Below are 15,603 nucleotides of genomic sequence, written 5' to 3' on the forward strand. Positions count from 1 at the left end.
CACTTGTATCTTTATTTAAAGTACAATGAGTAATAATAAGGAGAGAGTAATATGAATTACACAGTATTTCAATGGATTAATAACTTTGCTGGATCATCCAAGCTATTAGATACGCTAATGATCGCTATTACAAATAGTGCTGCATATGTAGCTATTCTATTTATGCTTATCCTATGGTTCAATAATGGAAAGAAAGAGAATGCAATTAGAAAACAATATACAGTGTTATATACGACACTTTCAGTTAGTATTGCATTATTAGTAAATGTTCTTATACATGCGGTATATTACCATCCGCGTCCTTTTATAACACATCATGTAAATCAATTAGTACCGCATGCAGCAGATTCATCATTTGTAAGTGATCATTCTGTACTCGTATTTTCGATTGCTTTCGTATTTATTCTAAGAGGAGAAAAACTTAAATATATCGCGTTAATATGGGCAATATTAGTCGGTGTATCACGCATGTACGTAGGCGTTCATTATCCTCTAGATATACTGGGTGCTGCGTTCTTAACATTTATTACAAGTGGATTAGTGATGCAAAGCGCACGTATATTTGAACCGTTAGCAAGTTTTATTTTCAAAATGTATGCACTAGTAGCAAAACGAGTTCCTTTTTTAGCGAAATATAACCACATAGCGTAAACTTAAGAACCTACCAAAAAGTAGGTTCTTTTTATTTGAAGATTCGAAAAATTTCACTCACCGTATTTTATATTAAAAAATACAAAATTAATAAAAAATAAATAGCAACAGAACTGGTTTTCTTATTGTTATAGAGGAATTAGTAAAAAAACTTCGAAAAATATAGTATCTACTATATTAAAGAACATATTTAGTAGCGCATTAATGCATTGTAAAAGAAAGGAGATTAGTATGCATAAACTTCAAACGAATAAAGGCGCTCGATATATGATGATTGCTTTTATTGTTTTGTTTCTTACTATGCTTTTACGTATATTTTATATTCAAGCAGTAGGAGTCGTGCATAATGTTAATGTAAAGGATCTTGCGAAGGAACAACAAAACAAAAATGGAGTTTTAGAGGCAAATCGCGGGACAATTTATGATCAAAACGGTAAAGTATTAGTCCAAGACTCAACGACATATCGCATCGTTGTAAACCTAAAAGGAAAAGATAAATTAAAAGATAAAGAAGATACCGCACAACGTTTAGCAGATGCGCTTGAAGTTGATAAAGAGGAGATCATGAAAAATTTTCATGAAGGACGTACGCAAGTTGAAATTGGTAAAATTGGACGGAATTTACCTAGAGAAGTGAAGGAGGAAATAAAAAAATTAAAAATACCAGGGGTGTCATTTACGACAGAAAAAGCTAGAGTATATCCAAACGAAGACTTTGCATCATATATCCTAGGTTTTGCTAGGCCAGATGAAAAAGGAAATGCAGAAGGTAAGTTTGGACTCGAACAAAGTCTTGATAAATATTTGCGCTCTACAAACGGGAATGTAAAATATGTAGGTTCACGAAATGGTATCCCACTTACAAATGATATAGGAAAAATAGAACCTGCTAAAAATGGAAATAACGTATACCTTACGCTTGATAAACAAATTAATAGTTTTTTAGAAGACGCGATGAATAAAGCGGCGCAACACTATGACCCTTCTATGTTAGTAGGAATTATTGCAGATCCAAAAACAGGTAAGATTTTAGCAATGTCTAGTAAGCCTAGTTATAATCCTAACAAGGGAGACATTGAATATTTTTTAAACGATCCAATTGCGAATGCATTCGAACCAGGGTCTACAATGAAAGTTTTTACATTAGCTTCTGCAATTAATGAAGGTGTATATAACGGGAAAGAATATTTCCAATCAGGAAAATACGCAGTTGGTTCAGCAGAGATTAAAGATCATAATGGCGGCTATGGATGGGGCTCAATTACATTTGATGAAGGGTTTGAACGGTCATCGAACGTTGCTTTTTCTATTTTAGAAGACCAGTTACTGAAACCAAATAAATTCAAGCACTATATGAATAAATTTGGTTTCAATCAAAAAACAGGGATAGATTTACCTGGAGAAAGTAAAAATACATTATTGTTAAATACTCAAATTCAACAAGTTACTACTTCTTTCGGCCAAGGCTCAACTGTAACTCCTATTCAAATCGTACAAGCGGCCACAGCTATAGCAAATGACGGCAAAATGATGCAACCTTATATTGTTGATAAGGTTGTAAATCCAACAAATAAACAAGTTATTATGGAAAATCAACCTAAAGAAATAGGGAATCCGATTAAAAAAGAAACTGCAGAAGAGGTAAGGAACTTAATGGAGCGAGTTATTACTTCATCAAAAGGAACGGGAACGATGTATAAAATTGATGGCTATCCGATTGGTGGTAAAACAGGGACAGCGCAAATTCCGAATCCTGAAAATGGACGATATATGGAAGGGAAAGATAATTATATTTTTTCATTCTTAGGAATGGCTCCAATTGATGATCCACAATTAGTCGTATATTTAGCCATTAAGCAACCTAAATTAAAGGGGAATGAATACGGTGCTCAGCCTCTTGCTGAAATTTTTAAACCAGTTATGAAAAATAGTCTAGAATATTTAAAAGTGAAACCATATACAGAAAAGCAAATGGCAGATGCAACAAAGCAATCTGAAATAAAAGTACAAAATTATGTAAATCAAACAATGGATACTGTAAAAAATATTGCAGAAAAAGAGAAACTTCAGCCAGTATTATTAGGAGAAGGAAAGATAATAAAACAATATCCACAGACTAGCGAAGTAATGAGTGAAGGAGATCGCATACTTCTAGTAGGAAGTAATGTGAAAATGCCTAACCTAAAAGGTTGGTCAATGCGTGATGTTATGTATTTCTCCAAGCTATTAAAATTAGATTTAAAAACTTCAGGTATGGGCTATGTAACGAGTCAAAGTATTGAAAAAGGACAAGATTTACAAGAGGGTGACACTTTAGAACTAGAATTAGAACCACCGCTACAACCGTTAGTAGAGGCAAACACGAATTAATTTGGAAATTTTGAAGGGCCTATATATAATTGGCTCTTTTTTTTAGAGATTCAACTAATTTCACGCACCGTAATTTTTAGAAAAAATAATAAATAAGACTATTAACATTGGCATAGTTTGAAATATCTGATTATTTATTATTTACAGTTAAATAGTTATGTGATAATATGGAAAAACCAAATGCAGTGAAGAGAAGAGTAGATAAAATGAATTTTTCACAGAGAGCTCCATTTAGCTGAAAAGGAGCAAAAATTCTTTATTGAATCAAGCCTCTGAGCAGCACATCGGAACCTTTTAAAAGTGGATGGTGTGACGGGAGCTCCCGTTATAGAGCTAAGGTATAAGCATGAAAATAGTGCAGTACCTGATAAGGTTAATATGGCGACATATTAACAAACTAGGGTGGCACCGCGATGATAAATCTCGTCCCTAAGACTAAAAGTCTTGGGGGTGGGATTTTTTTATTGTTTTAAAACAATTTAGAAAGCGGGTGCCTAAAGTGAAAAAGTTACTTAAAGATTGGAAATATCCTTTATTACTATTGTCCGGAGTTGGTATTGCGAATTTAGGTGCATGGATTTATTTAATCGCACTGAATGTACTTGTCTATAATATGGGTGGCTCAGCCTTAGCTGTCGCTACTTTATATGTGATAAAACCATTAGCCACTTTATTTACAAACGCTTGGTCAGGAAGTATGATAGATCGTTTAAATAAACGAAAGTTAATGATTCACCTCGATATATATCGAGTAGTATTTATCGCTATTTTACCCTTGGTTCCATCCCTTTGGATTGTCTATCTCTTAGTATTTTTTATAAGCATGGCCAGTGCGATTTATGAACCAACTGCTATGACATATATGACGAAATTAATTCCAGTAGAGCAAAGACAACGTTTCAACTCACTACGTAGTTTAATAGGATCTGGTGCATTTTTAATTGGTCCAGCAGTAGCGGGGATATTATTAATAACTGGTACACCAGAGTTTGCTATATATATGAATGCTATAGCATTTCTGTTATCAGGGTTCATTACATTACTTTTACCTAATCTTGATAAAAAAGACGATTCTAATACATCCAATGATAAATTTTCACTAACTGTATTAAAGAAAGATTGGAACATAGTTTTAAATTTTAGTAAAAAATCTATGTATATTGTTTGTGTTTACTTCTTATTTCAAGGGATGATGGTTTTAGCTACCGCTATAGATTCACTTGAACTATCGTTTGCGAAAGAAGTTTTATTGTTAACAGATAGTGAGTATGGCTTCCTAGTTAGTATCGCTGGAGCGGGTTTTATTTTAGGAGCCATAACAAATACAATTTTATCAAAAAAATTAGCACCTTCATTTCTAATTGTGATAGGATCATTATTCATTGCAATCGGATATTTGATTTATGCTTTTTCAAGTGAGTTTTTAATAGCTGCTATCGGATTCTTTATTCTATCTTTCTCTATGGCATATGCAAATACAGGATTTTACACATTTTATCAAAATAACGTTCCGGTTCATATGATGGGACGAATCGGGAGTATATACGGGCTCATTATAGCTGTTTTAACAATTTTTATAACGATTCTGTTCGGCGTTGCAACTCAATTCACTTCTATGCAACTTGTGGTCATTGTAGGAGTACTGGTAATGCTACTTATTACTATCATATTGTGCGTGTTTACCTTATTACCATCGCAGTCTAAGATATATTCCGCTGAATCAATAAAATCGAAATAGTTACCTTGATTTTTATTTGAAACTAAAGGGTGGGTGAATAGGAGGTTTCTTTACCCTATATATGGAAAAATAATAAGGGGAAAGAACAATACCAATAAACAAGGGTGGTTATTATGATAAAAACAAAAGATCAAATAGAGAAAATTGTAAAAGAAATACATCAGAATATAGATTTTTCTGGGGTAGTCTTAATAAAAAAAGATGATGATATTATCTATGAAAATTCATTTGGATATGCTAACCAAAGTGAATGTATAAACAATACACTACAAACAAGATTTGGAATTGCCTCAGGATGCAAATTATTTACTGCTATCATAAAGGGGCAGGACCTGAAAAACTAATGGTAGAAATAGAAGGAGCTTTTTAATTACATGGATATAAAATTAGTGCATATAAAAAAGAAGACGAAATAGGCTAGGTACGTTGCCGTGCGTTATCTTTTTTAGATACAGCATATTATGACAATGTACTTAGAGAGAAAGAAAAATATGAAAATCCCGCAATTGAAGGCTTTTCTTTAATGAATTTACAATAATATAAAGATGCATTATTTCGTATGACAAAACCATCCTGCGAAAAGTCCTATAGAATAGAAGCGAGTTATTAAGATAAAGGGATGTGTTAGCGATTTGCATATGATTAACGGTAGTTTATTTATTATTTTTGGGGTTATCTGTTATTTATTTGTCCGAAGTATATTAATTGGGTTTAAAAATAAAAAGCATGTGAATTGGTGGAAAGAATTAATTAGTTTTCTATTTGCAGTATACATTTGTATGGTTGTTGCAGTAACCTTATTCCCTTTACCAATCGGGTTTCCTTCTAGTGTTGAAAATCTTAATCGGTCAGTCAATATTATTCCTTTTGCATCAATTATTAAAGATATCGGTCAAATAGGGAGTGCTTATGATGGTGATGTCCTATTTATGATTGGTCTAATCGTAAGAAATGTAGGCGGGAATGTTTTATTATTAATGCCTTTAGGGTTTTTAGCACCACTTATATGGAATAAATTCAAAAAAGTTAAAAATACTATTTTATTAGGTTTTATCATATCGGTTAGTATAGAATTGTTACAATTAATCGAGTCATTAGTTAGTGGAGGGGGACGTATTACCGATATTGATGATGTAATCTGTAACGTTCTAGGTTCTATAATTGGATATTCCATTTATAAAATCACTTTAAAATTAGCTGCTACATTTAACATTCAAGTATTAGATAAAACTAACTCTAAAGGTGTAGAATTTATTGATAAATAAAAGTTTAAACCAGTTTAGGAATGTACTAATAAATCTACTAAAGACGTATGAGTAAAAAGTACGTCTTTTTACTTTTATAAATTATGCTTAAGGCTGATGGGAGATCACATTCCATATTATACAAATTAAAGTAGCTATCGTATTTCAAGTATGGTATGAACAGAGACGAATATAATTTTCAAAGGTAAACAAGTATATAGGAGGACTCTAAATGGATATTCTATTTGTTATTCTACTTGTTATTCTTATAATTGTATTAATGCAAGGTAAGGAATACAAAGTGAATATTAATCGTATTTGGTTCATTCCGGCTTTGCTGTGCTTTGTAACAATCCAGTCCATAATTCATATGGGACAATTAAATATATTGCACGTACTACTATTCGTTGCAATGCTTGGAATTGGATTGGGTCTTGGAGTTATTAGGGGAAAAGCTTTAACATTTCGATTAGATAGTGAAACAGGTCATGTATTAAGAAAAGGAAATTGGTTAAGTACAATTATTCTCCTTGTTATTTTAGGTGCAAAGGTTTTGATTAAGCAAAGTATGTTTCCTGGCAGTACTCACCACACATTAATGGTTGTAACGAATGCCTTTTTATGTATTACATTAGGTACCGTAATTAGTAGACGCTATTATATTTGGAAAAAATATAATGAATTAACACAAAAAGCGTAAATACATTCGTCCCTTGTTTAACAACGATGTGAACGGTAATACTAAATAATATTGAACTTTTACAACAAGGGATGATAATATGATATTCATTTACACAGATTTCGGTGGAACGCATTCAACTGCACTCGCTGCAGCTTATCATTTAAATAAATTACCAACAGATCGTAAGTTAACGAAAGAAGAAATATTAAATGTAGATTACTTTAATAAATTGAAAACAGAGGATATGGGAAAGATTATTTTTCATGGACAAGATGAATATGAAAATCCTGTATATACAATTGGGTGCGGGGCATCCAAAGTCGTTGTACCTGCGATGAAGCATTTAGGAGAGATTCTGCAAAAACATTATCATAGCCATGAAAAGATTATCTTTTCTAATACATCACCAACAGTTCCTTTACCAATGACTTTCGGTGGTCTGTTTTCTAGAAGGTTCCACATCGACTTTATCGGCGTACCATTACTCGTATGGGGAGCAAAACTTAGCTGTGATAACATACAAAGGCTTGTTAATTATACGAAAGAAGCTGGCCGATTGACGAATGATTATGTTGTAATTTTAGATAACGAAACATTTAAGTAATGTTAAAAGAAGGCCGGGAAATTTTGTGGTTTTCTTTTTTTTGATAAATAGACAAAAAACATTCACATTTATTATTACATCTACTATAGCCAAAATAATAAAGTCCTGTTACTATTACAGGGGATATTCTCTTTTCGTAAGATAAATATATAGAAAAGTCAGAAAAGAGGAACAGAATAAGGGAGGAACAACATGAAGCGTGTTGCTTGGTTTACTGATAGTACAACTGCGAGTTTTACAACAGATGGTGATAACTTTGTTATCCCAATTGAAGTTATTATTGATGGAGTGTCTTATAAGGATTGTGAAGAAGGAGTTCATAAACGTCTTTATGAAGCGTTAAATGATGGAAGAACAGTTACTACTTCGCAACCTAACATAGGGGAAATGGTAGAATTATTTACTAAATGCAAAGAAGAATATGAAGAAGGCTTTGCAGTTGCTATTAGCGGAAAAGTAAGTGGGACCTATCAAAATATGAAGCTAGCTGCTGATATGGCAGGTTTCCCTTTAACTGTATTAGATAGTGAAACGACAAGTTATCCAATGGATGAACTTTTGAGAAAAGCTAAAACGTTATACAATGATGGTATGACTTTACAAGATATACATAAAACATTAGTAGATGAAAAAAGAAGGCCTTTTTATGTATTTCCAAAAAGCTTAAAAGGTTTATATGCAAGTGGTCGAGTAAAGGGAGTTCAATTTTTACTTGGAAGTTTATTAAGTGTCAACTTAATCTTAGAAGTAAAAGGCGGAGAACTTTTACTTGAAAAGAAAGTGCGTAAAATCCAAAAATGTAGAGAATACATTAAAAATGAGCTTGAAAAGGAATTACCAAAAGTACTTCATATGTTCTATGCTAACGATAAAAATGGAGCTGAAGAATGGATTTCAGATATTAAACAAGCATTCCCTGAAATGGATTTCAAGCTTTATCCATTGCCGATTTCATTTGCTGTTCATGCAGGTGAAGGAACAATAGCAATTAGTTATTAAGAGTAAAACCCGTGAATAATTCGCGGGTTTTTTATTTAGTTAAATCAAAAATGGGGTCCCGACACACCTCCATCAAGCTTAGAAATTGATGGTTCTCCAAAACAAGCCATGGGAGATTTTATCGCAACGCATCCAACGTTATCAGAATCCATTCATGAAGCTGTGTTACAAGCAATAGGGCATGCTTAATAGGAAAAAAACAAGTATAACCGAATCTAGGTTTATACTCGTTTTTCTTTCAAATAGGAGAAATTATTTTAAAACCCAGTTTTCTGCTTCATGACGAATACGAATGAAACGACGATATGTACCTTCACGTTGGATTAGTTCTTCGTGTGTTCCTTTTTGAACCATTTTTCCGTTTTCAAGTACAACGATTTGATGGGCGTTTTGAATTGTTGCAAGTCGATGGGCAATAATGAGTGTGGTTTTTCGTTTTGTCAGCTCATCAAGTGCACATTGAATGAGCGATTCATTTTCAGGATCAAGGCTTGCGGTTGCTTCATCTAAAATAATAATTGGTGCGTTTTTTAAGATAGCACGGGCGATGGAAATACGTTGTTTTTCACCTCCAGATAGAGAAGATCCACCATCTGTTAGCACCGAACTATACCCATCTTTAAGTGACATGATAAAGTCGTGACATTGCGCTTTTTTTGCCGCCTCAATGACTTGGTCTTTCGTCGCCTTAGGATTACCGAAATGTATATTGTTATAAATAGAATCATTGAATAAATAAACATTTTGGAATACCATGCTAATCGATGACATTAATGTATGAAGACTTAATTCATTAATATTCATACCATTAATTGTAATAGCCCCCTTATCTACATCATAAAAACGAGCGATTAAGTTACATAGTGTCGTTTTACCAGAACCAGACGGACCGACAATTGCAGTTGTTGTTCCTTCTTTTATATGAAGTGATACATCTTGGATAATTGGGCGATCACTATAGCTAAATGAAACATGATCGAACGTGATATCAAAATGTTTTAAATGTATATCTTTACCTTTTGTATCGACAAATTCTGTTTGTTCAATAGCATCCAGCTTATCTAGCATATTGTCAACTGTTTCAAGAACGTGTGTGGCATCACTAATTGGTTCAATACTATCAAACATAACGAAAGAAAATAGTGTGATTAAGATCAGGTCAGAAAACTCCATATCACCGGATAAAACAAGTGACGAAGCAACGAGAACAAGTAAAACTGATGCAAGTTTCAGCCCCATACGGTGACCGACATTATAAATACCGAATGACTTTTGAATTTCAATGTTAACATTTTTACTATTTTTAAAGGCCTTGTTAATATTTCGTGATGCTATACCTTCTTGGTTGAAACTTTTTACAACCGACATACCACGTAAGTATTCAAGTGTATTGTTAACGAGTTCATGTTGACTTTGTTGATGTACGGGTGCCTTTTTCCGGCTATGTTTTTGTAGTAATTGTAAAAAGATCATAGATAGTATAACGCCAGCAATTGCAATAAGTGCCATAATGGGGTTGTAGAACAATAAGAATAAAATCATTGTAAATGTCATGATATAACCGTTTACAACAATATCAATCATTTTCATTGCCATCATTTCCACAAATGATAAATCGGTAGTTACAATACCATTAATATCACCTGTACGGTACTTATTGAAAAAACCGAGTGAAACTCCTTTTAATGTGTTCCCAAGCTGAATGCGATGTGATGCAGCGAGTTCATAACCGACACTCTCTTGATAAACAGCTTTTAAATAAGAAAAGAGGAATCGTCCTAAAATTGCTATCACCATAAATAAAAGGAGTAACCAAATTGTTTGTGAGGTTAATTCTTTTGTACCATGATAGTCATCGAGCATATATTGCAGTCCCTTAGCAGAGATGACAATGGGTAAAGCAATACAAATAGCTTGGAAAAATGAGAAGACGAACCCAAGATATACGCGCTTTTTATAAGGACCGGTCCAATTCAGAATTCGTTTTATAATCTTAAACATTGGAATGTCCCTCCTTAGTTACATAGTCTGATTGAATGTCTTTTTTACTTGCACCAATATGTGCTCGCCATAGTTTTTGATACAAATTATTACTTTGTAAGAGCTGGTCATGGGTACCCATAGTATGAACATTGCCACTTTGTAAGACGACAATTTGATCAGCGTGTTTAATCGTTGATAATCGATGAGCAATAACAATTAGTGTTTTATTTGAAGCTAACTCATTAAATGCTTTTTGAATTTCAGCTTCATTTTCAGGATCTGTGAACGCTGTTGCTTCATCTAAAATAATAATTGGTGCATCCTTTAAAATAGCACGAGCAATCGCAAGACGCTGCTTTTCACCGCCAGATAGTTTTTTTCCAGCTTCACCAGAGTCCGTTTGATAGCCATTTGGTATAATGATTTAATAAATTCATCGCAACGAGCAAGGCGAGCTGCATGGAAAACTTCATCGTCTGAAGCATTGGGATTCCCCATGCGAATATTTTCTAATATACTTGTACGGAAAAGGAAATTATCTTGTGCAACATAGCTAATCATCTTACTGAAATCGTTTGGATGAATATCTTTAATATTGATGCCACCAATGTTGATACTTCCATCAGATACATCCCAAAAGCGTGTTATGAGCCGAGCGATAGTGGATTTACCACTACCAGACGGACCTACAAGTGCGGTATAGTTACGCTCAGGAATAATTAACGATAGATCGCGGATAACTGTATGTTCTTCGTTGTAACCAAATGCAACATGATTCATCTCTATTTGAAAGTGAGTTGGTACTAGATTGTAAGTAGGGGCAACCGATAATGCTTCTAGATGTAAGTAGTCCTTTGTGTCATTCACTGCATATTCGATAGATTTAAAATCATTAACGAAAGTTGTCAATTGTATGAGCGGATGAATTAATCCCATCGATAAAGTTAATGAGATAATAAGTTCTGCTGGTTCAATAGTACCATTTTGGTAAAGAAGCAATCCGACTGGAAGTGTTCCAACAAGCGTTGAGGGGAGGAGCGCATTCCCGAGAGTCATTAAAGGCCATGTGCTACGGAACCAATTTAATGTGTAATCCTTAAATGATGTAATAGCATGAGAGAATTTTTTATAAGATTTGTTTGTTTGATTAAATGTTTTAATGACTTCAATTCCTTCTACATACTCAACAATCACACTGTTAACGTGGTTGCTAGCCTCCATGTAATTTTTGTATTGTGAATTAAAGTTGCGCATCATGATCATATAAATCATGAACGCGATTGGTACGGTAATGAGTGTAGCTAATGCCATTCGATAATCGATTGTTAACAAATAAATAAAAACACCAATTGGTAATAAAATATTGGATAGCCCTTCAGGGATAATATGGGCAAGTGGAAGTTCTAATGTTTCAACACGATCAACGATGACATTTTTCATCTTACCAACAGGTTGATTGATAATGTGTCCAAGTGGCGCACGCATGAGACGCTCAGCTAATTGCAAACGAATATTCTCTAAAATACTGTAAGCAACTTGATGTGAGTAATAACTTGAGAGTGCATGAAATACTGTTTGTACGAAATAGCCACAGGTAGCAATGAAAATCCAATAGCTAATGCTACTTATAGTTTGGGTACCGTCTATTAATAGTTTAAGAATATAATAGATGGCTACATAAGGAACGAGTCCACCAATAACGCTAATAATAGCTAAGAAAGTAGAAATAATCATTAAGTGTCTAAAGGAAGCTGCAAATTGTAAAATCGAGTGAATCCAATGTTTCTTTTGAGCAGGGTGTGTATAATGTTCCATATTTTCACGTCCTTTATAGTGTAAATGTTTTAATTTCTTTTATACGACCGTTTGCAATTTCAAGTGTTTCATCACAAGAAAGAGCAATCAGTTCAGGGTCATGAGTAATAATAAATAGCTGTTTTTTTATATGCGTAAAATACTTGTATAAAGCCCAGTATTCATAAAACCTTGTACAGTTAATTTATTTTTTGTCACCATAATGAAACTCCTTTCTGTTTTGAGGTCCTTATATAAATCCAATTGATATATTTAGAATATTCTACATTAGGTATTTTATCGAGAATGATTATCGATGTCAATATGTGGATGTGGAATGAAATTATAAGTATAGTACTCTTTGACAAGGCAGGAGATCGATATGTAGGTTAGACAATGAAAGTGGGAGCTGGGAGGCCTTGTGTAGCTCTCTTTAGCAGGCAGAGTAAGACTTCTAGCGCAAAAGTTAGAGAAAAGAGGGTGGTTCATCTAAACGTACGAAATCTGTAAAACGTTGGTGCCCCCATGCATATTAATAAGGTTTTAAGTGTGGCGTACACTAGTGGCACAGGTAATCTTAAAGATTGAGTTATTATTTATGAACCTGATGCAGAATTGGTAATCCTAATTCATACTATAAATAATCTTGCATAGGGAGATAAAAGGATTTTAAAAAATAAAAAAGAAGTATATATAAACAAATACATAAATGGTAGTGATAATATGAAAATCAGTAAGTTTGCAGAAGTAAATAGTGTAAGTGTAGATACGATTAGGCATTATATAGACCTAGGACTCGTTATTCCTGAAAAAAAGGGAAGTCACTATTTTTTTGATGAATATTGTCAAAAAGATGTAGAGCTTATATTAGAGTACAAATGGCTAGGTTTTAGTTTGAATGAAATTAAAGAACTTTTTCTTTATCAAAATTTAGCGAAATCTATGAATTACGAAACAGATACTTCTTATCAATCTTTATTTAAATTGAAATATGAAAAGGTTGAACAAGAAATAAAAACATTAGAGGAAAGAAAAGATAAATTAAAGACAGCGTTAAATAATTTATCTACAGCAACTAAAATTTCGAATTCAATTTTAGGGATAGATTTAACAGTACTTAATTTATTTAAATGTTTTAAGTGTAACGGAAATTTAATTTTGGAAGATGGCATTATCAATAAGAACCAAATTGTTGAGGGAAATCTAATTTGCAATTGTGGTGAAGAATACAAGATTACCTCAGGGATTTTAACAGCTGGAAAATCATTTGAAGCATATGAAAGGACTTTACTTGAGGAGTATATTTCAGATTATATCAATGAAACAGATACTACTTTTTTGGAGAATATACAAAGAGGAGGAGAATGGGCGAAAAAGAAACTAATGCAGCTAGATTTAAATAATAAGGTGTTACTTGATTTAGGATCGGGTCTTGGGTTCTTTTTACGAAATATTTATGAAGAACTACCAGAAGATTGTTTATATATTGCTGTTGATCGAGATTTGAATAAACTTATATTTTTAAAAGATGTAATTGAAAAAAGAAATTCCAAAAGAAACATTCTTTTTATTTGCGCTGATTTTTTAAGTATACCTATTCAGAATCATTCTGTTGATATTGTAATTGATCAGTCTGGTACAAGTAATTACAGTTTTGAGCATGAAAATTTTTTATTGTACGAATTAAACTATCTATTCAAACCTGATTGTTATTTATTAAGTTCATTTATTGTATTTAAAAATTTTAGCATAAATAGCCAAATTACAACTAGATTAAGAGATAATTTTACGTCTTCAAAAGTCAAGGGAGAAATTCAAAAGCTACAGTTTAATTCCATAGATGAAAGAACTTCAGAATATATAGAACGAGGAGGAAAATACGAGGATTTCTTTGTTCAAGGAGAAGAAATTTATACATATTCATTTTTCGGAAAAAGATGGGGTTAACCCCATCTTTTTTAATTTTTCTTTTAAAAGTTTTTAATACTAGCATATTGATATTGGGTTGACCCGAGAACTTACACTGTACGTAATACAAAGTTCAGCGGGAGGGAAATGTTATGGGAAGTTTACGATTACATATGGAAAATAAAAAAAGAAACCAAGAACTAAGAAATATTTGTTTATATTCAATTGCAAAAACAGTATCAATATCCGGTAGCTCTATATATAGTTTCGCATTAGGATTATATGTTTTACAAATAACCGGATCTGCGTTAAATTTTGCGATTACGCTCATTTTAGGAACGATTCCAATGATTGTTATGAATCCATTTGCCGGTGTAATTGCTGATAAGGTTGATAAAAAGAAACTGGTTATTTGTATGGATTTACTAAGTGGATGCTTATTAATAACTGTTTATATATTAAGCAGCTATTATGGATTAAACTTATTCATCATTTATACTACTACCTTTCTTATGACGGTATTTACAACATTTTTTGGAATAGGATTAGAAGCCGCAAAACCAAATATCGTCTCTAAAGAGCGGCTTATGAGTATTAACTCTATAAGTAAAATTATCGATTCTGTATCTTTAATTCTCGGTCCTATGTTAGGTGGCATCGTTTTTGCAGTCTTTGATATTAAAATTTTTATAATTATAAACGGTATTTCATTTATTCTTTCGGGTATATCCATATTATTTATTCATTTTAAACTGTTCGAGTTCAACATAAATGAGGAATGCCCAAAAAGGAGAATTAATTTTATTAAAGATATAAAAGAGGGGTTTTCATACTTAATTGAAAAAGAAAGCTTAAAGAATACGTTTCGAATTTTAATCTCACTTAATTTCTTCTTAGGGTTTGCTGTAACTGTTCCATTGCCATACATTATTAACACAGTTCTCAATCTTAGTTCTAAGCAATTTGGTATCATTCAAGGGACTTTTCCAGTAGGGATGATAATTGGTGCAATTTTAGTAAAAAAGATAACTTATCGTTTTTCTTACTCTTATCTTTTGAAAAAGCTAAGTTCAATGTTGGCAGTTTTTATGATTATTTCAGGAATTCCAGTTCTATTCAAAAGTTTTGAAGTAAATGATTTTGTATACGTTATTACGTATTGTGTCGTTATGTTCTTTTTAGGGCTAATAATAGCGTTAATTGATATTCCTTTAATTTATTTCATGCAAAAAGAGATTCCTGATGAATATAGGGGGAGGGTACTCAGTATTGGATTAAGTATAGGTAAAATGATGCAGCCAATAGCATTGGCATTATCAGGATTATTATTAAATTATATCCCTGCTTACACGCTTCCAATTACAGGAGGGATAGTATTTCTTATTTTGAATAAGGCTTACTCAAATAAGTTAAATTTAGAAATTCATTCAAAAGATTATAGTGTTTTGCGTAGCTAAGTAAATTTGTTAAGTAACAAAAAGATGTTTATTTTGCAATAAAGTCCTTTGAAAAATAATAATGTTGTTTAAAAATCCTTCTTTAACTAAAGTGATAGATGGTCGAAATAAAGGCAGTAATAAAGAAGTGCCAGTCCTAATGTGGACTGGCACTTTTTTAAATACAAAATTTA

The 15,603-nt window shown here is 32.6% G+C and carries 10 protein-coding genes, 3 pseudogenes and 1 other annotated feature; of the genes and pseudogenes, 11 read left to right on the forward strand and 2 right to left on the reverse strand.

The features are described from left to right. The first annotated feature begins 51 nt into the window (after positions 1-51). From AC1DS7_RS00220 to AC1DS7_RS00260, 9 genes and pseudogenes are all read left to right on the forward strand, one after another. Positions 52-651, forward strand: coding sequence for an undecaprenyl-diphosphatase (locus tag AC1DS7_RS00220; RefSeq protein WP_002141978.1), 600 nt, complete (start codon positions 52-54; stop codon positions 649-651). 231 nt (positions 652-882) lie between these two features. After that, positions 883-3,021, forward strand: a complete 2,139-nt coding sequence (locus AC1DS7_RS00225; RefSeq protein ID WP_476998656.1) for a penicillin-binding protein — start codon at positions 883-885, stop codon at positions 3,019-3,021. Positions 3,022-3,197: 176 nt separating this feature from the next. After that, positions 3,198-3,455, forward strand: a binding site (T-box leader). A gap of 65 nt (positions 3,456-3,520) precedes the next feature. After that, the gene (locus AC1DS7_RS00230; protein ID WP_476998657.1) at positions 3,521-4,759 is read left to right on the forward strand and encodes an MFS transporter; all 1,239 of its coding nucleotides are present in this window, start codon (positions 3,521-3,523) and stop codon (positions 4,757-4,759) included. A gap of 113 nt (positions 4,760-4,872) precedes the next feature. Beyond that, positions 4,873-5,076, forward strand: a pseudogene (locus tag AC1DS7_RS00235) (penicillin-binding protein); the annotation flags it as partial. A 68-nt stretch (positions 5,077-5,144) separates the two neighbouring features. After that, a pseudogene (locus AC1DS7_RS00240) lies at positions 5,145-5,270 on the forward strand (GNAT family N-acetyltransferase); the annotation flags it as partial. A gap of 121 nt (positions 5,271-5,391) precedes the next feature. Further along, positions 5,392-6,024: a VanZ family protein gene (locus AC1DS7_RS00245; protein WP_078185854.1), complete on the forward strand. Its 633-nt coding sequence runs from the start codon at positions 5,392-5,394 to the stop codon at positions 6,022-6,024. Positions 6,025-6,235: 211 nt separating this feature from the next. Then, positions 6,236-6,703, forward strand: coding sequence for a CcdC protein domain-containing protein (locus tag AC1DS7_RS00250; RefSeq protein WP_476998658.1), 468 nt, complete (start codon positions 6,236-6,238; stop codon positions 6,701-6,703). A 79-nt stretch (positions 6,704-6,782) separates the two neighbouring features. Continuing rightward, complete coding sequence (locus tag AC1DS7_RS00255; protein ID WP_002141972.1) at positions 6,783-7,289, forward strand: DUF3189 family protein; 507 nt, start codon at positions 6,783-6,785, stop codon at positions 7,287-7,289. A gap of 192 nt (positions 7,290-7,481) precedes the next feature. Then, a complete protein-coding gene (locus AC1DS7_RS00260; protein ID WP_002013192.1) occupies positions 7,482-8,288 on the forward strand; it encodes a DegV family protein in 807 nt (268 codons plus the stop codon). A gap of 252 nt (positions 8,289-8,540) precedes the next feature. Here the strand turns inward: AC1DS7_RS00260 and AC1DS7_RS00265 are convergent, their stop codons facing one another. After that, a complete protein-coding gene (locus AC1DS7_RS00265) occupies positions 8,541-10,289 on the reverse strand; it encodes an ABC transporter ATP-binding protein (protein ID WP_016101892.1) in 1,749 nt (582 codons plus the stop codon). Further along, positions 10,282-12,086: pseudogene (locus tag AC1DS7_RS00270) on the reverse strand (ABC transporter ATP-binding protein). The gene AC1DS7_RS00265 and the pseudogene AC1DS7_RS00270 overlap by 8 nt, the downstream one beginning before the upstream one ends. A gap of 702 nt (positions 12,087-12,788) precedes the next feature. Here AC1DS7_RS00270 and AC1DS7_RS00275 point away from each other — a divergent pair. Further along, the gene (locus tag AC1DS7_RS00275; protein WP_476998659.1) at positions 12,789-14,012 is read left to right on the forward strand and encodes a methyltransferase domain-containing protein; all 1,224 of its coding nucleotides are present in this window, start codon (positions 12,789-12,791) and stop codon (positions 14,010-14,012) included. A gap of 113 nt (positions 14,013-14,125) precedes the next feature. Next, complete coding sequence (locus AC1DS7_RS00280) at positions 14,126-15,430, forward strand: MFS transporter (protein WP_476998660.1); 1,305 nt, start codon at positions 14,126-14,128, stop codon at positions 15,428-15,430. Positions 15,431-15,603 lie beyond the last annotated feature (173 nt).

The organism is Bacillus sp. P4_E1 (assembly GCF_056401715.1).